Annotated in this window: 25 protein-coding genes and 1 pseudogene; 20 read left to right on the forward strand and 6 right to left on the reverse strand. The window is 69.6% G+C overall.

The window, feature by feature from the left end:
* The first annotated feature begins 13 nt into the window (after positions 1–13).
* Together J2Z30_RS02750 and J2Z30_RS02755 are read left to right on the forward strand one after the other, a co-directional pair.
* The gene (locus J2Z30_RS02750; RefSeq protein ID WP_044576365.1) at positions 14–472 is read left to right on the forward strand and encodes a DUF6238 family protein; all 459 of its coding nucleotides are present in this window, start codon (positions 14–16) and stop codon (positions 470–472) included.
* 21 nt (positions 473–493) lie between these two features.
* Entirely contained in the window at positions 494–2,065 is a 1,572-nt protein-coding gene (locus tag J2Z30_RS02755) for a putative type IV secretion/conjugal transfer ATPase (protein ID WP_044576362.1), read from the forward strand.
* Between the two features lie 282 nt (positions 2,066–2,347).
* On the opposite strand, the gene J2Z30_RS02760 is transcribed toward J2Z30_RS02755, so the two are convergent.
* The gene (locus J2Z30_RS02760) at positions 2,348–3,259 is read right to left on the reverse strand and encodes a hypothetical protein (RefSeq protein WP_209468517.1); all 912 of its coding nucleotides are present in this window, start codon (positions 3,257–3,259) and stop codon (positions 2,348–2,350) included.
* 2,637 nt (positions 3,260–5,896) lie between these two features.
* Positions 5,897–6,730, reverse strand: a complete 834-nt coding sequence (locus J2Z30_RS02765; RefSeq protein ID WP_078956927.1) for an RNA polymerase sigma factor — start codon at positions 6,728–6,730, stop codon at positions 5,897–5,899.
* 532 nt (positions 6,731–7,262) lie between these two features.
* Here J2Z30_RS02765 and J2Z30_RS02770 point away from each other — a divergent pair.
* The 11 genes and pseudogenes from J2Z30_RS02770 (at position 7,263) to J2Z30_RS02815 (ending at position 15,367) form a co-directional block, all read left to right on the forward strand.
* Entirely contained in the window at positions 7,263–7,712 is a 450-nt protein-coding gene (locus J2Z30_RS02770) for a hypothetical protein (RefSeq protein WP_044576353.1), read from the forward strand.
* Between the two features lie 13 nt (positions 7,713–7,725).
* Complete coding sequence (locus tag J2Z30_RS02775) at positions 7,726–8,607, forward strand: hypothetical protein (protein WP_209468519.1); 882 nt, start codon at positions 7,726–7,728, stop codon at positions 8,605–8,607.
* Positions 8,489–8,986 (forward strand): hypothetical protein, encoded by a 498-nt coding sequence (locus J2Z30_RS02780; RefSeq protein ID WP_044576351.1) that lies wholly within the window; start codon positions 8,489–8,491, stop codon positions 8,984–8,986. The genes J2Z30_RS02775 and J2Z30_RS02780 overlap by 119 nt, the downstream gene beginning before the upstream one ends.
* 14 nt (positions 8,987–9,000) lie before the next feature.
* The gene (locus J2Z30_RS02785) at positions 9,001–9,486 is read left to right on the forward strand and encodes a hypothetical protein (protein ID WP_052701623.1); all 486 of its coding nucleotides are present in this window, start codon (positions 9,001–9,003) and stop codon (positions 9,484–9,486) included.
* Positions 9,487–9,567: 81 nt separating this feature from the next.
* The gene (locus tag J2Z30_RS02790; protein ID WP_044576348.1) at positions 9,568–11,364 is read left to right on the forward strand and encodes a type IV secretory system conjugative DNA transfer family protein; all 1,797 of its coding nucleotides are present in this window, start codon (positions 9,568–9,570) and stop codon (positions 11,362–11,364) included.
* Between the two features lie 91 nt (positions 11,365–11,455).
* Complete coding sequence (locus J2Z30_RS02795; RefSeq protein ID WP_044576346.1) at positions 11,456–11,686, forward strand: hypothetical protein; 231 nt, start codon at positions 11,456–11,458, stop codon at positions 11,684–11,686.
* On the forward strand, positions 11,683–12,867 hold the full coding sequence (locus J2Z30_RS02800; protein WP_044576344.1) for a DnaB-like helicase N-terminal domain-containing protein: 1,185 nt from the start codon (positions 11,683–11,685) through the stop codon (positions 12,865–12,867). The genes J2Z30_RS02795 and J2Z30_RS02800 overlap by 4 nt, the downstream gene beginning before the upstream one ends.
* Positions 12,864–13,460 (forward strand): hypothetical protein, encoded by a 597-nt coding sequence (locus J2Z30_RS02805; RefSeq protein ID WP_052701622.1) that lies wholly within the window; start codon positions 12,864–12,866, stop codon positions 13,458–13,460. The genes J2Z30_RS02800 and J2Z30_RS02805 overlap by 4 nt, the downstream gene beginning before the upstream one ends.
* Before the next feature lie 54 nt (positions 13,461–13,514).
* Positions 13,515–13,697: pseudogene (locus tag J2Z30_RS51260) on the forward strand (hypothetical protein); the annotation flags it as partial.
* Positions 13,698–13,800: 103 nt separating this feature from the next.
* Positions 13,801–14,676 (forward strand): DNA cytosine methyltransferase, encoded by an 876-nt coding sequence (locus tag J2Z30_RS02810; protein WP_281062636.1) that lies wholly within the window; start codon positions 13,801–13,803, stop codon positions 14,674–14,676.
* 91 nt (positions 14,677–14,767) lie between these two features.
* Entirely contained in the window at positions 14,768–15,367 is a 600-nt protein-coding gene (locus J2Z30_RS02815; RefSeq protein ID WP_044576342.1) for a DUF4913 domain-containing protein, read from the forward strand.
* Positions 15,368–15,377: 10 nt separating this feature from the next.
* On the opposite strand, the gene J2Z30_RS02820 is transcribed toward J2Z30_RS02815, so the two are convergent.
* Positions 15,378–15,524, reverse strand: coding sequence for a hypothetical protein (locus J2Z30_RS02820; RefSeq protein WP_209468520.1), 147 nt, complete (start codon positions 15,522–15,524; stop codon positions 15,378–15,380).
* A 30-nt stretch (positions 15,525–15,554) separates the two neighbouring features.
* Between J2Z30_RS02820 and J2Z30_RS02825 the strand changes: the two genes are divergently transcribed.
* From J2Z30_RS02825 to J2Z30_RS49285, 4 genes are read left to right on the forward strand one after another with little or no spacing between them, the layout of a single operon-like run.
* Positions 15,555–16,019 (forward strand): hypothetical protein, encoded by a 465-nt coding sequence (locus J2Z30_RS02825; protein WP_044576340.1) that lies wholly within the window; start codon positions 15,555–15,557, stop codon positions 16,017–16,019.
* Between the two features lie 27 nt (positions 16,020–16,046).
* A complete protein-coding gene (locus J2Z30_RS02830; protein ID WP_044576339.1) occupies positions 16,047–16,961 on the forward strand; it encodes an SPDY domain-containing protein in 915 nt (304 codons plus the stop codon).
* Between the two features lie 19 nt (positions 16,962–16,980).
* Positions 16,981–17,259, forward strand: a complete 279-nt coding sequence (locus J2Z30_RS49280) for a hypothetical protein (protein WP_245387439.1) — start codon at positions 16,981–16,983, stop codon at positions 17,257–17,259.
* 18 nt (positions 17,260–17,277) lie between these two features.
* A complete protein-coding gene (locus tag J2Z30_RS49285) occupies positions 17,278–17,760 on the forward strand; it encodes a hypothetical protein (RefSeq protein WP_245387440.1) in 483 nt (160 codons plus the stop codon).
* 131 nt (positions 17,761–17,891) lie between these two features.
* Here the strand turns inward: J2Z30_RS49285 and J2Z30_RS02840 are convergent, their stop codons facing one another.
* Entirely contained in the window at positions 17,892–18,089 is a 198-nt protein-coding gene (locus tag J2Z30_RS02840; RefSeq protein ID WP_044576337.1) for a hypothetical protein, read from the reverse strand.
* Positions 18,090–18,274: 185 nt separating this feature from the next.
* Here J2Z30_RS02840 and J2Z30_RS02845 point away from each other — a divergent pair, with 185 nt between their 5' ends.
* From J2Z30_RS02845 to J2Z30_RS02855, 3 genes are all read left to right on the forward strand, one after another.
* A complete protein-coding gene (locus J2Z30_RS02845) occupies positions 18,275–18,628 on the forward strand; it encodes an SPDY domain-containing protein (protein WP_044576335.1) in 354 nt (117 codons plus the stop codon).
* 115 nt (positions 18,629–18,743) lie between these two features.
* Positions 18,744–18,965, forward strand: coding sequence for a hypothetical protein (locus J2Z30_RS02850; protein WP_044576332.1), 222 nt, complete (start codon positions 18,744–18,746; stop codon positions 18,963–18,965).
* Between the two features lie 90 nt (positions 18,966–19,055).
* Positions 19,056–19,475 carry an immunoglobulin domain-containing protein gene (locus tag J2Z30_RS02855; RefSeq protein WP_308279660.1) on the forward strand — a complete coding sequence of 140 codons (420 nt, stop codon included), beginning with the start codon at positions 19,056–19,058 and terminating at the stop codon, positions 19,473–19,475.
* A gap of 263 nt (positions 19,476–19,738) precedes the next feature.
* Here J2Z30_RS02855 and J2Z30_RS02860 read toward each other — a convergent pair whose 3' ends face one another.
* Both J2Z30_RS02860 and J2Z30_RS02865 read right to left on the reverse strand, forming a co-directional pair.
* Positions 19,739–20,152 (reverse strand): hypothetical protein, encoded by a 414-nt coding sequence (locus J2Z30_RS02860; RefSeq protein WP_044576330.1) that lies wholly within the window; start codon positions 20,150–20,152, stop codon positions 19,739–19,741.
* A gap of 77 nt (positions 20,153–20,229) precedes the next feature.
* Positions 20,230–21,960 (reverse strand): relaxase/mobilization nuclease domain-containing protein, encoded by a 1,731-nt coding sequence (locus tag J2Z30_RS02865; RefSeq protein WP_044576328.1) that lies wholly within the window; start codon positions 21,958–21,960, stop codon positions 20,230–20,232.
* Positions 21,961–21,962 lie beyond the last annotated feature (2 nt).

The following is a 21,962-nucleotide window of genomic DNA, read 5'->3' on the forward strand; positions in this document are numbered from 1 at the left end:
GGTCCCTATCCCCATGCCGACCGACCCCCTGCCCGCCGAACCGGCCTCGGACTTCGTTCCGTTCGCCACCGCCGCTCTCGACTTCCACCGGGCGATCAACATGCCTGTCAAGCCCCTCGCCGCTGGCCGGGCCGAACTGGACTCCCTGCACGCACATCTGGTCGCCCTCTACGGGCTCCTCGACGCGCATACCGCCCGCACCACTCCGGTCGCAGGCGTCGAAGGCAACCACCTGCGGGCGTGCCGGATCCGGCTGTGGCAGGCCGCCGACCACCTCCACACCGCCTTCCACACCGCACCGCGCCCGGACACCGGCCACCTGCCCAGCCGCGAGGCATGCCGGACCCGGCTTCCCGAGGGGACACCCGACCTCACCGTGTGCCAGCGCCACCTGGCCACCTCCGCACGGGTCCGCCGGGATCACACACCAGCCGATCTGCGCGACCCCTTCACCGGCCTCATCCACCACTGACCACCAGGAGCACCACCCCGCATGGCCCCCTCGATACGCACCCGCGCCTCGGCCAGCCCGCTGTTCGTCCCGGCCAAGAGCGACCGTCGCACCTCGCGCACCGCGAGGGCCCACCTGGCTACCGCCCGCGAACAGGCCCGGCACTCCGCCCGTCCTGGGACCCGGCCCACCCACTCCGGCGTCGACCCCGAGCTGCGGGCCACCTACGCCGCAGCCGGTCGGTCCGGTCCCGCTTCCGCCCGCGGCGGCAGCATCAACCTTCCCGCCCACCGCATGACGACCGCGACCGCTTCCGGTGCCTACCCCTTCCTGGCCGAAGGCGGCCTCGGCGCACAAGGCATCTACGTCGGCCGGGACGTCCACGCCGAAGCCGCTTTCTGCTACGACCCGTTCGCTCTATACGGGCGTCTCGACGGGTTCACCAACCCGAACATCCTGCTGGCCGGGGTGATCGGCATGGGCAAGTCCGCGGTGGCCAAGTCCCTCGCGGTGCGGGCCGTCGCCTTCGGCTACCGGATCTACGTGCCCTGCGATCCGAAGGGCGAGTGGACCGTCGTCGCACGCGAGCTGGGCGGCCACACCATCGCGCTGGGCCCCGGCCTGCCCGGGCGCCTCAACCCGCTGGACGCCCCCGCGCGGCCAAGCGGAATCCGCGAGGAGGACTGGCGCAACGAGGTCCGCAAGCGTCGCCTCCTGCTGCTCGGCTCGCTGGCCAAGACCGTGCTGCGGCGCGAGTTGCATCCGATGGAACACACCGCGCTGGACGTCGCCCTCGACGAGGTCGTCACCCGCGCCGAGGCCAGTGGCAGCACCCCGCTGCTGGGGCAGATCGCGCACGTCCTCGGCTCACCGGAGCAGCTCGACGCCGCGAACGGCGAGCCCTCCGGCCGCCTCGGGAACGCGGCCCAAGACCTCGCCCACGCCCTGCGGCGGATGGTCCACGGTGACCTCGCCGGGATGTTCGACGGGGAATCGACCGTCGCCTTCGATCCGAGCGCACCGATGCTGTCCATCGACCTCTCCCGCCTGAGCGGTGCCGGTGACGACACCGCATTGGTCCTGGCGATGACCTGCGCGAGCACATGGATGGAATCCGCCCTCGCCGACCCCACCGGCGGACGGCGCTGGATGATCTACGACGAAGCCTGGCGCGTGATGAGGCACGTCGCCCTGCTGGAGCGCATGCAGTCCCAGTGGAAGCTGAGCCGGGGCCTCGGCATCGCCAACATGATGATCATCCACCGCCTCTCGGACCTGCTGACGGCGGGCGACGCTGGTTCCCGGGGCCGCGCCTTGGCGGAGGGCCTGCTCACCGACTGCTCCACCCGCATCATCTACCGCCAGGAAGCGGACCAACTCGCCGCCGCAGCATCCCTGCTCGGGCTTACCGGTGTCGAGACCCAGGCCGTCTCCGGTCTCACCAGGGGACGCGGCCTGTGGAAGGTCGCGGGCCGCTCCTTCGTCACCCAGCACCTCCTCCACCCCCGCGAGCGCGAACTGTTCGACACCGACGCCCGGATGCACGCCATGGTCTGCGAGTTCACGAATACTGACGTCGTGATCCCCATGAACCCAAGGGTCATGGGCCGATGACGCCCCTTACTCAAGGGGTGGATCGGCTGGGCCAAGGCGCGATCCGCGAACCACAGATCCACTGTCGGGACATCTTGTCCGATGCGGCGGAAGGCAGCATCTGCCGATGGCCGTGATCAGCGATGCGAAAGGTAAGCCTGCACGGTCAGTTCCGCAGTTGTGCAGACCCACCCTGCATCTTCGGCGACGTCCCCGGCGACCGTGTACCGATCACTGTTCCCGCTTACGAAAGCCACGACTGTAGCTCAGGTACAGGGAGGAATCCTCCACATAGACGATGGCCTAGCATCCATGGAGGTGTCGTTGGGCGCGGTACTCGAAGGCGTCCGTGGCAGCCACCTGCCACCTCTCCTGACAGAACTCGGTGTGAGGGTGATCTCGCGGACTGCGCAGCGGCAGCTGCGCGAGGAGGCTGCCGTCGGCGAAGAGCCGGTTGCCGCCGTCCACGGAGACGACGTGGTGGGTACCGTCTGCGGTGACGGCGACGTACGGATAGCCGGCCTGGATGTCGCGTGCGACCTGGTCTTCAGGCTCCGTGAAGTCCATAGGGATGAGGGAACGGACGGTGGCGCCGCAGTAGATAGTCGCCCCGTCGCTGCTGAAGCTATGCACGATGACCCGTCCCTTGCCGAGCGGCGGGGTCTGCTGGGTCCGTCTGCGCACCTCGGCCTCGACCTGAGGACGGCTGGGTTGGTCAGGGTGACGCCGGTCGTAGTCGTGGCTGATGTACTGCTTCAGAGGGAAGTACTCCAGCTCCTCGGTGCCCGGGACGTAGCGGGCCAAGGTGGGGTCACAGCGGTGGAAAAACGCGAAGGCGTCCAGGAGCGTGTCGACCACCAGATGACCGCCGACTGCGGTCCTGTAAGCGTTGTGGGCGCCGGGGCGAGTTCCGGTGCTGGTACGGATGGCGCCGGGGAGCTGGTCGTACGGCTGCCAGGAGGGAAACACCCGGACGTGGTTCACACCCCCGGTAATGCGGTCCGTCTTGACATCGACGGTGGCAGGCAGGTGGATGTCCGCGTTGCGCAGCAGCAGAAGCCCTCGGACGACCTGCCCCTGCGGATCAGATGCGAGAAGACTTCGGTATCGGTCCTGGTCAGCGGGGCTCTGACTGTTGCAGATCACCTCTAGGTCGAGGGTCCGGATGGCCGCCAGCGCGGGCGCAATCTCCAGGGCGACTCGCTCAGTGTCCACGTCCATACCATGCAAGTGGCAGAGCGCAGTTGAGGTGGTGGCGGCCGCTTCCCAGACGTGCGAGATGTACAGGGCGAGGCCGTGCATCTTTTGACGCCCCTTGGCGTGACGCGCGGTGTCAGCGACAGGAAATAGGCCGGTCGGTCGTGAAGTCATGGATGAGCCGTTCCCCCCTGTGACTCCGCCCGCAGGCGAAGGGAGCAGAGTACCGAAGGTGACCCGGGAGGTGCCGTGATTTATAGCGTCGCACCCGACCTACAGACACACCCGATGCTGAAATCACTGACGGAAGCCTGCTGCTGGACCACAACAGCCGCAGGAAGGGTCCAACTGCCCTACGCAACCTCGTATGCAAGGTAAAGCTGCAAAGTGCAAGGTTCAGCCGCACAGGTGGCCGTCCACAGCGGGCCCGACAGGGTTCGCGCGAAGTCAATCACTACCGTCCGGCTACTCCCGATGTAGCCATCGGTCAGCCGGCGGACGCCATCGCCAACGCGTACCCGACGAAACGACGGATCCGTCATCCCGTCGAGTGAACCCCCGCCGACCTCCACCTGCAGGTAACGACAACGTGCCCGCGGGAATCGAACCCGCGGGAGTAGAGACATGACGATGACCTGCCCTCAAGCGGTGGGCTACGGCTCCACAGATCATGCAGACACCTGGGCGCAGGAAGTGTTCGCAGTCTCAAATAGCTGCGCCAAAGTTCGGTGTTGGTTTCCCAGCATCGTGTCGTTCGCCCCCGGGACGTACTTCGCTAGTCGAATCCCTAGCGTGGTATCGCTGGCTCCGCCTGTCCCGAGCAGTTCGCCCAACTGAGCGCACGTCTGTGTGATGGCCGAACGCCCCCGGAGAGCTTCATCAAGGAGTCGCATCAGCAACTCCTCTAGATCCGGTCGCCCAGTGGACGGAATGCGCCGCCGGGAATTCATCCCGGCCACCTCGTACCGAGGCCCAGAAGCGGAGCGGTTGGCCCTGAACATCTCCTCTCTCAATAGTAGTTCGTGCATCACGCAGCCCAACGCATAGAGGTCGGCTGGTGTGCTAGGTCCCTGCCCGGGGACCTTCTCGGGGCCCGGGTACCGGCTGGAAGCGAGGAGAGTATCTATGTCTGTTGGCACAGCGGTGTTCACAGACAGAGACGGGTGGACTTCGAGCTCAATGGGCCTGAATCCCTGAACACTGGTGAAGCGGGTAGTGAACGAGTCGAAATGACTGCGCACGTTCCTGCTGCCTTCTACGGAGGCCTGCGCAGCCCTTGCTGGGGTGAGCCAAGTTACGGTTTGGACCGCCTCTTGCAGCGCACGGCAGGCTGGTTCAGCCACTAGGTCCCGCAGAGCACCTTGGCGAGCGATTCGACCACTGCGTTGCAGAAGGCTCACGAGAGCGTCAACGAGGAAGGCACTCCCCAAAGTCCGATCGCAAAGCGCTTGCGTCACGATGCCGGAACGCTGTGCCTCCTTCACATAGCGCTTCCATGAGACGGCAGTGTCCTCCCTGACGCGGTCGGCTTCACAGGTGCTGGCCCGCTCCTGCATCCCCAACGACTCAAGGAAGATCGGTAGCCCAATGCCAGAGGCAACCAACACGGATGCCCACGGGGCCGCCTGCCCGGGAAGGCCCGCGAGCTGCACGTAACCGGCCTTCCGCGCGATCGCATCCGCCCCAGTGGTGCCGGGATGCGGGGCGACGGAAGGGTGGGGGGCAGCTGCGTTCTCCACAGGCGCTCGCGCTGCCTCACCTGCGGCCCCAGAGGCACCGCGATCGTCGGCGCGGTCAAAGCACGCCTCGAACGCCCTCCGTACTTCCGGGTAGAACTCTGGGTCCTGGGGCCGGTAGGGCTCCTCGTCCGGGACCAGAGTCAGCTGGTCCAGGATGTCGACGTCCAGGGCAGGCCACAACATGGTCCGGGCAATGTTCGAACCGGAGTGCAGGGGCGTGTCCCCATGCACGCGGGAAGTCGGCAGGGGAAAACTCGCGGGTGTTGATCGGGGTTCCACCCCCGCGTGTGCGGGGAGCAGACCAAGGTCCTGGAGATCCGCGATGTGCTCCGAGGGCCGTCCCCACGTGCGTGGGGAGGAGGAACCGCCCCAACTCGCCCTGTACGGGGGCGGGGACCATCCCCGCTTGTGCGGGGAGCACACGTTGCGAGCACCACCGTCAGGGATGACCGCAGGTTCATCCCCGCGTGCGCGGACCCTGCTGACAAGACGCTGTGCATCGCCATGACCCCAGGCTCCAGCCTGCATCACCAGATGGAACACGTTCATGTTCACGCTCTTGCCGTTACCGGTCGTGTAGTAGATTCCGGCACGCCGTGACTCAGCGGCCCCCCACCGAAAGGGGGCGCCCGGGTGCTGCTCGTCGGCCCCCACGGAGAACCAGTCGATGGCCCGCTCCACATCACCACGACGTAGAGCCTCGGTACCCAGAAGGTACCCACTGTTGGCAACCTGCCGCGCTTCCGTCCGCGCTGCTCGGTCCCCAGCGTCGACCGCTCCCCAGTCACCGTCGGGGCGGTCCCAGTGATCCGCTGGCCCATCGAGCGCGCCCAGCAGCTCGTCGTACGCGTCCATGCTCTCCCTCTGCTCTCGATCGACGGCCTGTTCCGCCCCTTCCAAGTTCCGCTTCAATGCCTCACCCATGATCACCTTGCTGCAGGTGGCCATGCCGGATACGGGACCTGACCTCAGGCACTCCACGCACGGTGCCGCGAGCCTGGTGCAGGCTGCCGTCCACAGCGTTCCGGGAGATACCCAACTGCTCCGCGATCTCTTCGGGCTTGCGCCCGCCCAACGTCATGTCCACCACCTGGGCCTGCCGCGGAGGCAGATTCCGCATGGCATGGCGGACCGCCTCCAGCAGCTCGTCGTCCGGGCTCTCCCACAGCGCCGGATCTCCCTCCTCCGGGGGTTCGGTGTCGAGGGCAGCCCGGTCGGGGACAACACCGTCAGCTGTGAGCACCGGGCGTTCCGCCACCTTCTTCAGCAAGGTCTTGGCGAGGTTGTCCGCAGTCGTCGTCAGGTAGGCCATGGGGTCCCTGGCCGGATCGAACTCGGCACATCTCTGCGTCGGCCGACTGAAACGGAGGAACACTGCTTTGATGGCCTCGTTGGCGATCGCGTCCCGATCGACGTACGGGAGGTCGTACCGAGCCAAGTGGCCGAACAACAGCCGATGACACCGCTCGTAACGCTCACGACCATCCTCCCGCTTCAGCCCAAGCGGATCTCTCGGATCGAGAGGGACCGACCCGTCGGGCCCTAGCTGCACTACGACCACCTCGCGCCCTCGGCACCGGGCATCCAAACCGTTGCGCTGCTCCCGTCGGCCCACCGGTAGTGGACCACCGAACCAGGCGGCGGGGGCATCATCGGGGGCATTCCCGGTATGGAAGTCGCCTTCACGGGCGCCTCCCCATCCCTGGCTCCCCAGCGACGCCTCGCACGGGCTGCCGCAGCGCGCCCCCATCCGAACGCCACCAACTGCAGGGACCCCAGGGCGATCCCGATGATCTCGGAGAGGTTGTCGGTCATCTGTGAGAGGTCCTTCATGCTCGACGGGACGGGCAGCGCGCTCACTGACATCTACTCCCGGCCCACCCCACGTTCTTAGCTCTCCCCCATACACCGACCCGTGACCTACGTCACCTACCTCGTGCGCATGGCAGGTAGGTGCCGCAGTCGCCAACTAGGAGTGCTCGGCGGCATTATGCGGTCATCTGGGCCGACAACGCCGACGTCCTGGTCGAGATCGACCAAGCAACCAGCTCCACCCCGGCCGCCGGTCGTGCCCGGGCCGCTCAGGCCGAGGCCGCTCGTGCCCGCTCCACCACTACAGCCACCTCCAGTCCGGCACCGGACACCACTCGTCCGTCGAGGCCCGCGCCGCACGCTCCGGAGAGGACGTACCGGACGCGCTAGCGGAAATCTCCGGCACCGCCAAACCCCGCTTTCACACAGATCCTCGTCGCACCGACCGCCCCAACCCGCGAGGTGCGCTTGTGCCGGAAGCCCCGCACATCACCATCGGCCGCCACCCGAAGGACGGCGTCGTGGCCGCCCTCTCCCACGATCACCACGTCACCGACCACCTCCTCCGCCGAGTCGGCTTTGAACCGGTCCCCGACAGCCGCCTCTACGCCCTGACCGAGCCGCACCACGATCCGGTCCGCCGCACCCAGCTCGCGGTGCAGTCGCTGCGGGCCGCGCACCAGAACGTCAGCGCGGACGCCGCCTACGACCTCCAACCCGGTGAGCGGCACCCGCTGCCCGGCAGCCCGCCGTTGGAGACGACCCTCGTGGCGACTGCAGCCCAGCAACGACGGTCCCAGGCCGCGAGCGCCGTCTCGCCCGCCCGTACAGCAACCGCGGTTCCGCAACCCGGTCCCCGCGTAGAGAGCGCGCACCGGCCCGCACCGGCGGCGGCCCGGCAGCTCGCACACCACCGCTAGGAGAAACGTTCCTGTGTCTTTGCATCTTGAGCCCGATGTCGCCTTCGGTTCCATCCCCGAATTCGGTATCGCCGCTGCCGTCGCCGATGACCGGCTCTTCCTCGATGAGGTCCTGCGCAAGCACCACTTCGAGTACAAAGCCGGGCTGGATGTGTATCTGCTGCCGCCCGAGATTCCGCACAACGCGGCGGTCAAGAACGTGGCTGCCGCCACGCGCGAGTTCCAGGACGCGGGGCTGTCGGTCGCCGCCGACCCGCGCGCCGTGGTGCCGCCGGACGGTGACGGGCTCGGCCCCGTTCCCGTTCGGTACCCGATCGCGCTGTCCGAGGAGGCACGTGTTCCTAGCGACCCGGCCGAGGTCGCCGAAGTCATCCGGGATGCGATGGACGAGGGCATCGGCGCGGTCGGAGAGCTGGACAGTCTCGTCGACACCGCCACCGCTTGGTGCAACCGCCTCGACTCCGACGAGGGCCGGGATATGGCCCTGCGCCTGCACCACGTCAAGTACCTGGTCACTGCCCTCCACGACGAGGTCATGAGCGCGGTGATGGAGCTGGAGGACATGAGCCAGGGGGCGTCCAAGAACTCACCGCCCCGCTCCGAAGTACCCACCTCGAACAGCAGAAGGCGGTGCACCACACCGCCCGCTCCCGCGCCGCAACATCTTCCTCGCCCCGACGCCCGGGAGCAGCTTCGAAGCCGGTTCTCCCGCAGCCGGCTCCTCCGGACCAGTCGCCACCCGCCAACCGCCACACCCGCTGAAAGGAGCCTGCTCCATGCCCGTGAAGAAGATCTGGCCCATCGACCACGCCTGCGGTCACACCACGCAGGCCGATCTGTCCGACCGCGCCGCCGACCGGCGTGCTGGCTACGCGCGCTGGCTCACCTCTCGTGACTGCTCCGAGTGCTGGCGTGCTTCCCGGGGCCAGGACTCGGAGTCCACGGCCGAGTGGCTGGCGAACAAGCGCGCCGAGGAGGCGGCCGAGGCTGAGAAGTGGGCCGAGCAGTACCGGATGCCGCCGCTGGATGGGAGCGAGCGCGCGGTCGGCTGGGCCGCGCGTTGCCGCCACCAGCTCGTGTCCGCCGCCTACAGCGCGCTCGTCCTGGAAGGCGAGACGGATGAGGGTGAGTGGGAGGCCATCGAGGAGGGTGTACGACTGCTGACCCGGGCGGGGTGGTGGATCGACAACCGGGACTCCGAACCCGCGGACCTGCCCGAGCTGCTGGAGGCCGCCGGCGAGGCCGACCGGCCCAGCGAGAACCCCCACTTCTAGCCCCGGAGAGTCCCGTGTCACCCGCCCCCGATGCCCCGCGCACGCCCACCGACCCGGAGGGCAAGCGCACCTACGGGCACCAGATCCTCGCGCTGACCGACCAGTTCAACGCAGCCACGACGTACCGAGAGGCCGCCGAGACGGCAGAGCACGTGCTGGACGAGGCCGACGGTGTGCTTGCACGGCTCGGCCAGTTCTTCGAGGCCGCTGTGGAAAAGGTGAAGGAATCCGAGACCGACGAAGGCTGGGAGCTGGCCTACAAGTTCGAAGACGCCGTCGCCACGCTCACCTCGCTCAGCGACGAGTTGCACGACGCAGGCGACCAGATGCGGGATCTCGACCCGCCCCCTGCGCCCCGTTGGCAGACCCAGGTCGCCCACTACTACGCCAGCGCCCCGCAACGCCGCCCCGGTGACGCGAGCCCGGCCCCCGACCTACCCGGCCCACCCGCCGCGCAGGTACATCCCAAGCACACTCCGCAAGCCCGCCACCACCGCTAGGAGCCCGTCCATGTCTGCCCGCAGAACCGCCCCCACCGTCCGCGCGCCCCTCACCACTCCCGCACGTTCCTGGATCTCGTCTTGTCTGATGCGCGTACCAGGACGCCCTCGACCACCACCGGTACGGACGTCCTGCTCTATCTCCTGCTCGGCCTCGCCGCCCTCGGTATCGGCGGCGGCTCACTGGCCTGGCTGTTCGGCAACCTCACCAACGCCGCTGTCGGTTCCGGCCCGTGGGCGCCGCTCGAACCGATCCAGGCCCTCTTCCACCCCGAGGACCTGTGGCCGCACCTCTCCCGGCCCGCGCTGCTCACCGGCTGCTACGCCATCCCTGCCGTCCTCCTGCTCACGGCCGCTGTGCTCGGCGTCAAGCTGTGGCTGCGCTTCCGCACCAACCGGCAGGGCCTGGCCGACCACCGAGACCTGGGTGATCTGCTGCCGAAGAAGGCCGCCGCGAAGGCCACCGGGCTGCGCCCCAGCCTGAAGGCCACGAACCCCAAGGACATCGCCCCAAATGATCGCGGGGTGCTGCTCGGCTCGCTGAAGCCCGGCTCGGCGGAGGTGCGCTCCTCCTGGGAGGACGTTCTCCTCGCCATCATGGCGCCCCGGTCGGGCAAGACCTCCGGCCTCGCGATCCCCGCGATCCTCCGCGCCCCCGGCGCGGTGCTGCTCACGTCCAACAAGGCGGCGAACGACGCCTACACCGCGACGCTCGATGAGCGGGCCGAGGTGGGGACCGTGTGGACGCTGGATCCCCAGCAGATCGCGCACGCCGAGCAGACGATGTGGTGGGACATCCTCTCCGACGCCCACGACCTGACCGGAGCCCGGCGTCTGGCACAGCACTTCGTCACCGCGTCGGTCGACGAGTCCAGCGCGGGGGACTTCTGGTCCACCGCCGCCGCGAACACCCTCACCGCTCTCTTCCTGGCAGCCGCGCGGGGCGGGCGTCCGGTCACCGAGGTGACCGCGTGGCTCGCCTCCCCGGCCGACCGCACCCCGATCGATCTGCTCACCGATGCCGGTCTGGATGCCGTCGCCGCCCAGTTGCAGGGCACCGTCGCCGGAGCCGTGGAGACCCGCGACGGGATCTTCGAGAACGCGCGGCAGTACGCGAGCTGCCTGCTGGACCCGCGCATCTCGGCCTGGGTCACTCCGCCGCAAGGCGGCTCGAAGCTGCGGGAGTTCAAGCCGGAGGAGTTCTCCAGCAGTACCGACACGCTCTATCTGCTCTCCAAGGACGGCGGCGGCAGCGCCTCGGCGATCATCGCTGCGGCTGCCGACGCGGTGATGCGCGCGGCCGTCATCCGGGCCGAGCGCGATGGCGGTCGCCTCGACCCGCCGCTGCTGGCGATCCTGGATGAGGCCGCGAACGTGTGCAAGATCCAGGACTTGCCGGACCTGTACTCCCACCTCGGCAGCCGTGGGGTCATCCCGATCACGATCCTGCAGTCCTACCGGCAGGGCCAGCGCGTGTGGGGCGAGACCGGCATGGACGCCCTCTGGTCGGCGGCGACGATCAAGCTGATCGGCTCCGGTATCGACGACGCGGACTTCGCCGACAAGCTCTCCCGCCTGGCGGGCGACCACGACGTGCAGACCCTCTCGGTCTCCACCAGCGAATCCGGGAAGTCCTCCTCGGTCAGCATGCGGCAACAGCGCGTGCTCCCGCCCGACGCGATCCGGGCTCTGCCCAAGGGAAGCGCGCTGCTACTGGCCACCGGTGTCCGCCCGGCCCTGCTGGACCTCAAGCCCTGGTACCGCGAGCCGGACGCCGACCGCCTCGGTGCCGCCTCGAAGCAGGCGACCGCCGCCATCACCGAGCGTGCTCTGGCCAAGGCTCCGTCCGGCCGCGATCAGTACGGACCGACCGCATGACCTCCGCACGCTCCCACCGCACCGCGACGAGACGACCGGGCCTCGCCACCACGCCCTTATGCCCGCCCCTCTCCTCCCGTCGAGGTACCTGATGAACTGCCCCGGCCCCTCCTGGGCCACCGTCCAACCTTCCGAGCGACTGGCCGACACCCCCGCCGTCCGCCGTGGCGAGCGATGGTGGCTGACCGCCCCCGGCGGCACCATCCCCGCCGACGACCCCGCGCTGACACATGAGCTGGATCTCCTCGCGGCCGACATGGACGCCGCGAACCGTGCCGTCGCCCAGCTCATGCGTGGTGAACCCGACCAGGGGCTGGGGTGACGCCGCTACTCCAGGCCGAGCAGGCGGTCCTGGGCGCGGTGCTGCTGGAGCCGCGCCAGCTCGGCCGCCTGTCCGGCTGGCTTCGCCCCGAGCACTTCTACCGGCCCGCGCACTCCGCGCTCTACGCCGCGATGCTCACCCTCCGCGATGGTGGCCACCCGGCGACGAAGGCTCCGCCCGACGGGTCGGCCCCTCTGGTCTGGCTGAACGACATACACCGGGAAGCGAGTACGGGCACGCGCGGTATCACCACCGCGTTCGTCCACTCGCTGGTCGCCGCCTGTCCGCGCTCGGCGCACGCGCCGGTCTACGGACGGATGGTGCTGGAGGGCGCCATTCACCGCAGTGTCACCCAGCACGCCATCCGCCTGCACCAGGCCGCTCGCGCCGACGCACTCCGCGGCAGCGGCGTCGCCGAGACCGTGCACCACGCCCGGGTCCTGAACGACGTGCTCGGCGACCTCGCACGACGCTGGGGCACCGAGCCTCGCCCCGCGCAACCCCGCATGGCCCCCGGGGGAGTAGCGGCCCAGGTTCCGGGGCAGGTCGAGGAGCGGGTGCTGGCCGACGAGGAGTTCCTCCTCGGAGCGCTGATCGCCCATCCCGACCAGCTGTCCCAGATCGTCGGCTGGCTCCGCCCCGAGGACTTCGCCGACTCCGGGCACCGGCAGGTCTATCGCGCGCTCGGGGCGCTGCAGCACCGGGGCGAGCCCGTGGACGCGCTGACGGTGCTGTGGGAGTGCCAGCGCCGAGGCGCCCTCGCTGACGGCTCGCTGGATGCCGAGCGCGTTCGCCGCATCTGTGAGATTCCCGTCGCGGGCTCGGTCGGCTACTTCGGCGAGCAGGTCCTCGACTCCTCCCTCCTGCGCACAGCCGCCACCTCCGCTCGGCACGTCCGCGACCTGGCCGACGACGAGACCCGCGCGCCCGGCCAGCTCATCAGCCACGCCTTGCACGCCCTCACCCCGCTCGACGAGGTACGCCACCGCCGGGCCGCCGCCGATACCGGCCGCGAGCCGGAGGAGGCCACGACGACGCCATTGGGCGTACCCCCTCCGGCCCGTGCCGCCGCCGCTCGCGCCCGCAGCCCCGCACCCCACGCCGAAAACAAGGCGCCCTCCAGTATGGCCACCCCCGCACCCACCGTCCGTGTCCACCGATCCCGAAGGAGTTCCCCGTGACAGGCGCAAACGCGCGCGCCGAAGCCGAGCAGTCCTGGCTCCTGCTCATGGCCGAGAGGACCGAACAGCTCCGCGCGGGCATCACCGTGCCGTCCTCTCCCGCTGATCAACCCGATCTGGCACGAGCCTCCAAGCAACTGGCAGACCTCACCGGCCTGGTGCGGGACCTGTCCGACGAAGTCCTCTTCCGGTCCGTCGAGTCCAGGCCCCGAGCCGTCCTCGACCAGGTCATAGGTGCCTACACGGACGCGGCGCAGCAGGCAGGGGATGCGGTGGCCAGCTACAGCAACGCCTATGCCCTACTGGGCTTTCAGCGTCGTTACCAAGACCGACCGGACAGTCCGGATCTGCGCGACGCGCGAGAACATGGATTCGCCGCCATCCAGGACCGCCTCGACTGGGCCCGCGACAGCCTCGCCGAGGGTGCCAAGCGTCTGCGGACGGTCGCCGAGCACCTCGACGGCACCCCGCCCCGGACCAGGGCTGCCCGCAGCCGTACGACACAGCGGGTCACCGACCGCTCCCACGCACCGGCAGCGCCTTCAGCACCACCACGCTCCGCCCCCACACAGGGACCGGGGCGAACACGGTGACACCCACACGGCCGCGCCCGTACAAGAACACCCGCGCCTCCCGGGGAGCTGAGCGTGCGCAATGACCTGGCGGCGGGCGAGAGCGATCGGCTGATCGGGAGTCTGTGCTCCGGCTACGGCGGCCTCGACCTGGGCGTCCAGAGCGCTCTGGGAGGCACCCTCGCTTGGCACGCCGAGTGCGACCCCGGCGCCTCCCGCATCCTCGCCCGCCACTGGCCCGGAACGCCCAATCTCGGCGACATCACCACCGTCAACTGGGCTGACGTGCCGAAGGTCTGCGTCCTGACCGCGGGCTTCCCCTGTCAAAGACCTCTCGGTAGCCGGACGTCGCTCCGGCCTGCTGGAAGGAAACCGCTCGGGCCTGTGGCACCACGTGGTGCGTGCCATCGACGCCCTCGACCCCTGCCTAGTGGTGATCGAAAACGTACGAGGCATCCTCACCTCCCCCGCCGCTACCGCTGGCGACCTGGAACTGTGCCCGTGGTGTGTGGGAGACCCCGCAGACCAGCCTGCTGTGCGCGCACTCGGTGCCGTACTCGGGTCCCTGGCCGACCTCGGGCGTGATGCGCGCTGGTGCGTGCTACGCGCCAGCGACGTCGGCGCCCCGCACCGAAGGGAACGCCTCTTCCTCACCGCCTGGCGCCGAGACGCCGCTGCTGAAGACTCCCACCAGCAACATCGCCTCGAACGGCGGCAGCCAGCACCCCTCCAAACGCAAGGCGGGCGGCCACGGCCCGAACCTCGCGGACGAGATCGAGTGGCTGCTGCCGACTCCGAAGGCATCCGACGGAATCAAGGGCTCACCACGCCAGCGCCACGGCAACGGCGACCTGACACTTCCCTCGGCAGCCGCTCAACTGAACAGCCGGGCCACCACCGCCCGCGTTCGGGCGACGCCCCCTCCCACCCTGTTCGACGCCTCGACGCTGACCAAGAGGGCCCCAGGGAATGGGGACGGTACGGCGACGCCATCGCCCGGTGGGAGAGGCTCACCCGTCCGGCACCGGCGCCGACCGACGACGCGGGCCGTCTCAGCCCGCGGTTCGTGGAGTGGATGCAAGGCCTTGACGACGGCTGGGTAACCGCCACTCCCGGACTGGGACGGCCCGCCCAACTCACGGCGCTGGGCAACGGCGTCGTACCGCACCAGGCCATCCAGGCACTGCGGACTCTCGCACCGCCCACGGCCACCTGCCGCCACTGCTCAGGCGGTTGAGCCGCCCTTCTACACCCGGTTCCCGGCCGGGCCAAACTCTCTTTTCTCCGGATCATCGATGCCCCAACACCCGATACGCGAAGGGGTTTCGATGTCGGAGTCCGCCGACGAGAACGAGCCGGTACGGATACCGGACCACGACTTGGACGACCTCGTCTCCATGGTCAGCGGTCTGGTCGCCGAGACCCGCAAACAGGGCGAGACCCTCGCCCGGCTCACCGACGAGCGGCCGTCCCCACAGGACGGCGAGGAGGAAGAGCCCGGCCGGGCAACCGCCAGTGGGTCAGGCGGCGGGGACGGCGAGGCCGAGGCTGGTTCCGTCTTCATCCTGGCACTGGCTGGCACGGCGTACGCCAAGGAGTTGGCGGCGCTGAAGGTCTGGGTGGACGACCTGCTGCTGCCGGTCTACGGACGCGAGATCACCTCCACCCGCCCTTGGTGCCCGAGGTGGACCGAGCATCCCGAGTCCGTCGCCCGCCTGCACGCGCTGTGGCTGGCCTGGCAGCAGTTCACGGACACCGAAGCCGGGCTCGCCGGTCCAGCCCTGTGGCACCGCGACCACCTCGACCCCACACTGCTGCAACTGCGCGCGCCGGACGGACCGTTCAGCGCGTGCACCACCAGCCCGGCCCGGCCCAACCACCGTCTGCTGTCCGCCCCCGACCCCGCTGCGTACGGGCAGGCGGCATGAAGGCCCCGAGCTACCGCATCGACGGGCCACTGCCGTCGGTGCCCGAGCCGCCCAGCACGCTCGGGCGCCGAGCCGCCGCCGCGCGCACCCAGACCACCACCAGCACCACCGTGGGCGCGAGCCCGGCCCGACCAAGGGAGCCACAGCCGCCCGGCACACGTGTAGCCCGGTCGAGGGGAGGGCGTTCGTGAGCGCCAGGTATGCCTTCGCCGCCCACCCCGAGGCCCTCGCCGACCTGCGCGACGTCCCGGAGAAAATCCGGGACCTGGCGCTGCTGGAGCTGCAGCACCTGGTGCACGGCAACGAACGAGGTGCCGCGCTGCAACGGGAGTTGGCTGGCTGCCACAAGGTCTACGTCGATCCCGAGACCCGCTGGCGGATGGTCATCCAGTACCGCGACGCCCCCAACTCCTCCCAGCACAAGCGGGAGATCTACCTGCTGGCCGTGGGCGAGCGGCAGGACCACGCCGCCTACCGCGCGGCAGCGCGTCGGCTGGAGCGCGAACGCCAGCACACGGGCACTGATCCACACGCCCGCCGGGCCCACGCCGCGCGGGCCCGCTCCGTCCACCCCGGACACTTCCAGCCCGCATCGGGCTCACCGGTGCCCGAGACCGCCGCACCGCAGCCGCGTTACCGGCGCGTGCGCTGATGCACACCCTGTGGAGGAACGTTTCTCATGTCTGACGAGCCGGACGACGCCCGCTGGCGCGAGTACCGGGTCACCCCGCGCTACCTCGCCGGATCCAGCTATTGCGGCGACCCCGGGTTCGAGCCGGTCGGCCACTGGCCGCACCACTCCCTCGACGAGGGCCCATGCCAGTTGCTGGTTACCTCCCCGGACCACCGGATCAAGATCGGCTGGTTCGGTGACGACTTCGACCTGTGGAAGATCACCGCTGCCGAGGATCCCGTCTCCCCGCCCCGGTGGGAGGCAACCTTCAACGACACCTTCCCGCCTGAGATCGTCGCGGGCCTCACCTCAGCACTCGCCCGCGACTGGGCTCCCGACAGCGACACCTTCCTCACATCGCCGTCGATGTACTGGGCCGACAGCGTCCAGCCCCTGCTCGACGCCAACTGGGAGAGGCTGAGGACGGCCGATCCCGGCACGGTGGAACTCCTCGCTCCCGACCGGAAGGCCGGGGCGTTCATCGACACCCAAAGCTACGGCAGCCATGACGAGGAAGTGCTGTTGTGGGCGGGGCGGCCGGGCAGCAGCACCCGCGCGGAGGCGACATTCACCTCCGGCACCCCCTCCCACCTCATCGCTGCCACCGCTGTCGCCATGAGCGATCCCGCCCCCGTCGTACGCGAGCGGCACATGATCCACCGGGACGTCGAGCACCTCGTCCGGCTCGAACCAGTGGAGGCGAAGACGCAATCGCGGTCCGGCGCTCCTACTCCGCTGGATGTGAAGCAGGCGGCGGTCACCGCCGCCGTGCACCGGGCCACGCACGGACAGCCCAGTGCGGCGCGAGCCCACGCCGCCCGTATCCGCACCACACACCCCCGGCCGCAGCCGGGCGTCACGCACGCCTCCCCGCCCCGAACCGGCAATCCCGCGCAAACGGCTTCCCGTCCGCGGCGCTGACCACTTCCCGGAGAAACACATGCAGCACCACCCCACCAACATGGAGCCGGTACGCCACGCCGTCGGCGTACTCGCGCCGCTGTGGACCTCCTGGACGCTTGAAACCCTCCATGAACGCGGACCGCTGCGGACGCAGCAGCTGGCCACCGCCATGCCGTGGCTGAACACGCCCACCCTCCACCAAGTCCTGCTGCGCATGCACTCCAGCGGCCTGCTCACCAAGCCCGAGCGTGGCCGCTACACGGCCTCACGCCTGGGTCAGGACAGTCGTGCCGTCCGCCGCGCTCTCGCGTCCTAGCACGCGCGGCACTTCGAGGTGGACTCCACGACATGGACGCGGGCCGACCGGGTCGAGGACGCGCTGTCACGGCTACGCGGAAAGGGCGCCCTTCAAGTACTCACTGCGCTGGAACAGCGCGGCCCGCTGCGACCGGGCACTCTGCGCGAGGCCACCGGACTGGCGACCGGGTCCTTCCACTACCGCACCCAGCAGCTCCTCCACGACGGTCTCGTTACCCGCCTCGGCCCCGATGAGCACTTCGCCTACGACCTCACCTCCGCCGCACAAGGGCTGGGCCCGGTGCACGCCGAGCTGCACGACTTCGGCCGCCGCAGCCAGGCAACGGAAGTCACGGTGCAATCCAACCAGCCCTGTGCCGAGGCGAACCGGGCGCACGCCGCCCGCCAGCGCTCGCCTGCCGCTCCAGCTACGACGGGGCTGTTCTCGCACCCTCCCGAGTCACATCCGCGAGTACCGGCCTACATCACCGCCCTCTCCCACCCCTCCCGCACCCAGTGACCCACATGCCCCGCGACAGAACCCCCGCCCGCAACCGCGCCCGCCCCGGCCTCCCCTGACCAGGGGCGGGCGCCGGTGTGCTCCGAGGCGACGGTCACCGACGTGGCAGGGGGCAGCTCACTCCCGACCGCTCACGGTCCGGACGCACCTGGCGCCGAGGAGGCGGGCGGCTGGGGGCGGCCGAGAGCCTCGGCCAACTCCTCAACCGTCAGCTCGATCCGGCCCCCGGCCGCTGCACGAGCCCGTCCCACAGAGGCGGCCTCGGCGTCGTCAACGCTCTCGTCGAACCGGCGCTGCTCGTCCACATCCACGTCTGCCCCCTTCGTCATCGGTCGCCCCGGACTCAGCCCCCGGGGCGACCGAATCATTCCCGTACGAGGAGTCCATCCGTCCTTCCACCCGCCAAGTTCGCCTGCGGCAGACACAAACCCGCCCCACGGACTGGAATGACGGCCCGATTCCAAGTCAACGTACGGACACCTCGAAAAACCGCAGGTCAACGAAGGGAATCCTCATGACGTCCAACGCTCCTACACTGGCTCACCCTGCCTCCGCCGAGCGCGAGTGGCTGCTCGAATGCACCTGCGCGGACCCCGTTCTCCGACTGCTGCACAACTGCGGCTGGGACACGGTCGACGACTCCAAGGCCAACGTCTATTGCGCCAGTCCCGACCGGCGGGTGTTCGTCGAGTTCCTGCCCGAGAGCCCGGAGGCCGCTTTCGGCGAGTTGTGGCACATCAGCGTCCACGGCCCCGACGGTCGTCGTGCGTGGAGCACCACCTTCGGTGATGACGTCCCCGCGCATGCCGTCGCCGGATTCCTCGCCGCGCTCATCGCGTACCAGGGCCGCTGGTGCGAGTGCATCTGACGCCCCCAACCCGCGCCTTGACGTCCTTGGAGGCCCCAGCCGCTGCCCCGCCCCACGCCTCAGCAATCACGGAGGTACTCATGTCCCCCACGCCTCAGCAATCACGGAGGTACTCATGTCCCGCACGCTCACGGTCGGGCAACTGATCCACCAGTTGCAGACCCTCGACTACGACCAGCCGGTCTTCCTCGCCATCAACCCCGACTGGCCCTTCGCCCACCGCATCAGCCAGGTCGTCACCGTGGCCGACGGACCCAGCACCGTGGTCTACATCGCGGAGAACGGCCAGGAGGGATACCTCCCCTTGGCTGTCCGCACCGAGCTGGCCTGGTCGTGAATCTTCCCCGAGGGCCCGTGACGCCACTCGTCCCGCCGCGTCACGGGCCCTCGGCCACACCGTCAACTCGTATGCGACAAAGGAGGACCTGTGAGCGCCGCGCTCTGGCGCCCTCACCCGCCGGAAGCAATCCCAGGGGCGGAGGACCATCCCTCCCTGGCCGAGAGCGTCTCGCGCCCCATGCCCGCATGGGCGCGGGGCGCCCTCGTGAGGCATGCTCCCGCCGACGCGAACGCGCCGATCCCGGTGTCCTGGCTGCGGCACGGAACCGCTGTACCCGACGGCTATGTGTTGCTGAGTTGGTCTCCGAAGCCCAATGCCACGACGGAGGTGTCAGCTCGTCTCGGCCTTGCCAACGGTGAAGTGACGCTGGCCCGGTGGCCGTCTCTCTGCGGCAAATGGACCCGCGTCGTCCACCCCACCCTGCATGAAGTCCTTGGCCTTCATGCGGCGATGTCCCTGGCGAAGGACGCTCTCCGCCTCGCCAACATGCTGCTCGACTCACGCTGACGCCGTCTACGACGACGAGGGCTGCCCCGCCGGGGCAGCCCTCGTCGTCGTAGACGGAAGTGGCCTCCAACGCTTCGATGACGGCGATCGCCTCGGGGCGCTTGTCAGGATCGACACGGGCCAGTGTCACAGCAGATCCACCGCCTGCTGCCGAGTCGCCTCGTCTCCCCGTGGTAGTTCCTGGCGAACCGTATCGCTGACGTGACGTTCGCGCCGCCGCCCATGTGATTGGTGTTCCGGCCCTGGTAACTCGCCCCTGGGCATTACCCACACGCGCCAGCGTTGAGGTCATGAGGAAGATAGGTACCGGCCAGCGTGCCGTCGTGCCCAGTGTCTCGTGCGACGGCTTCGAGGCTCGGGTACTTCTGGCCGCCTTCGCTGACCATGGCGTTGAAGTCGGCGCGGGTCAGCTCGGGCTCGTGCCACTGGTGGGCGCAGCGGCAGCGGAGGAAGATGCGGCCGGGTACGTCGCAGATGACCAACCAGTCCCGGCGGGCGCCACACTGGGGACACATCACGGTGATGCCGGTGATGGTGATCGGATCGGAGCGGAGGGTGGTCCGTATCCGGATGGAGTCGTCCGGTTCGCTCTCTGCTTGCAGTCGCAGGAGGGGGTCGTCGCCGGACAGCGTCTCCGGCCGGATGGCTCTGGGCTGCTGGAGGTCTTTGGTGGGCATGTGTATCGGCTCCTTGTTCTCCTCTGACCAGCCCTAACAGGCAAGGTCTGCATCGTCCAGCACTTTGTGCGGTGTCTTCAGCGCCTCGGCCGGTGATCGGGCGAGGTCGGGTTCCGCGTCGGCGCGGTGGTGTGTGGCCGTGCTGGCTGGTGCTGCTGCTTGGTGGTGCGTGTGCCGGTACGGGCTCGCGGTACGTCCGCCGGGAGACGACCGAGGTGGCGTAGCCGCCAGACCAGGACGTCGGTGACGCGGTCGGCAGTGTCCAGCTCACGCCATTCGACAGCCTGCTGCAGCAGGGTGCGGGGGTCGTGCCCGGCGCGCTCGGCCTGGTCGAGGGTGGCGACCAGGGCGTCCCAGCCGCGCTCGCGGCGAAGGCGGTCGGCCTGGTCGGGAAGGGCGGCTTCGACGGTGCCGGAGTGGCGGGTCCGCACGCGCTCGGGCAGGCGGTGCCCCTGGGCACGCATCGCCCGCATCGGCGCGGTCGCGGCGGTGCGGTAGGCCGTCCGGAGTTGGTCGGCGGCTTGCCGGGCGGCGGCGGCTTGCTGGGCGTGCTGGCGGGCGGCGTGCCAGCGGGCGGCGGCGACGGTGGCCAGGACCAGGGTGGACAGGAGCATGGCGGTCGCGCCGCCGTCTTCTCCTCGTCCCAGGGCGTTGCCGGCTCGGATGATGCCGCGCGCGGCGGAGCGGACGGCGCGGTCGTCGGCGCGTTCGGCGCGGGTGTGCCATCGGGTGGCGCGTTCGAAGGCGCGGGCTGCTTCGGTCACCTGCTGCCGGGTGGAGGCCGGAGAGGTCTGGGCGAGCGCGTCGAGGACCTCACCAACTCCGGAGAGGCGCGCGGCAGCCTCAGCTTCATCGTCGTCGGTGAGGACGAAGTTGGTGCGGTCCACGATGCCGGTGGCTTCGCGGCGAGCCCGTGCCGGGGACCCACCCTGACGAGGTCGGCTGACGGTTGGCTCGTCTTCGTCTTCTTCCGCGGGGCCGAGGCGTTGGCGGATCTTCGGGAGCGAGAGGTCGGGGGCGAGGCGGGAGCCGGGGAACCAGATCGGCTCGCCTGCGCGGTTGCGGTCGCCGGGAAGGGCCACCTTGTATCCGAGCACGTCGCCGGAGGGCGCGAGGCGCCGGTCGATGCGCACTCCGGCGTCGGTGAGACGGCGGAAGAACTCGGTTTCGTCCTCGGCTCCGGCCACGGCCTGGCGGACGTGGTCGTGCAGGAGTTCGCGGGAGGTGGCGGTGCGGCCTGCGCGTTCGGCCTTGGCGCGCTCGGCGCTGGTGGGACGCCTCGCAGCGGTGCCGTCCCCGGGATTCAGTTGCTTGAGGCCGAAGTCGGCTTCGATGGCTCGGCATTCGGCCTGGGCGCGGTTGTAGTCGTTGTGGCGGCGTGGGGAGCGTCCGTCCTGGCGTTTGAGGGTGGCGACGATGTGGATGTGGTCGTCGGCGTGGCGCACGGCGATCCAGCGGCAGGCTTGGTCGTCGCCTTCTTCGGCAATGCCGGTGGCGTGGACGACCCGGCGTGCGACTTCTGCCCACTCGGCGTCGCTCAGGTGCCGGTCGCCCGGATCGGTGCGGACGGGGCAATGCCATACATGCCGCTTCGGCCGGCGATGCTCCGGCACCGCCTGCACCGGCAGATCGAGCCGCTCCTGCAACTGCTTGAGCGTCGCCTCCGGATCGCGGCCGGGGTCAGGTGCCAGCTCCAGCTGCCAGGAAGCGACCAGGTGCGCGTCGACGTGCTCGTCACGGCGGCCGGGACCGTAGAGGTAGGCGAGCAGGCCGTAGGTACGGCCGCCGAGGGAGATGTCGGGGACCACGG

Origin of the sequence: Streptomyces iranensis, assembly GCF_017874715.1 — a bacterium.
Lineage (GTDB): Bacteria > Actinomycetota > Actinomycetes > Streptomycetales > Streptomycetaceae > Streptomyces > Streptomyces iranensis.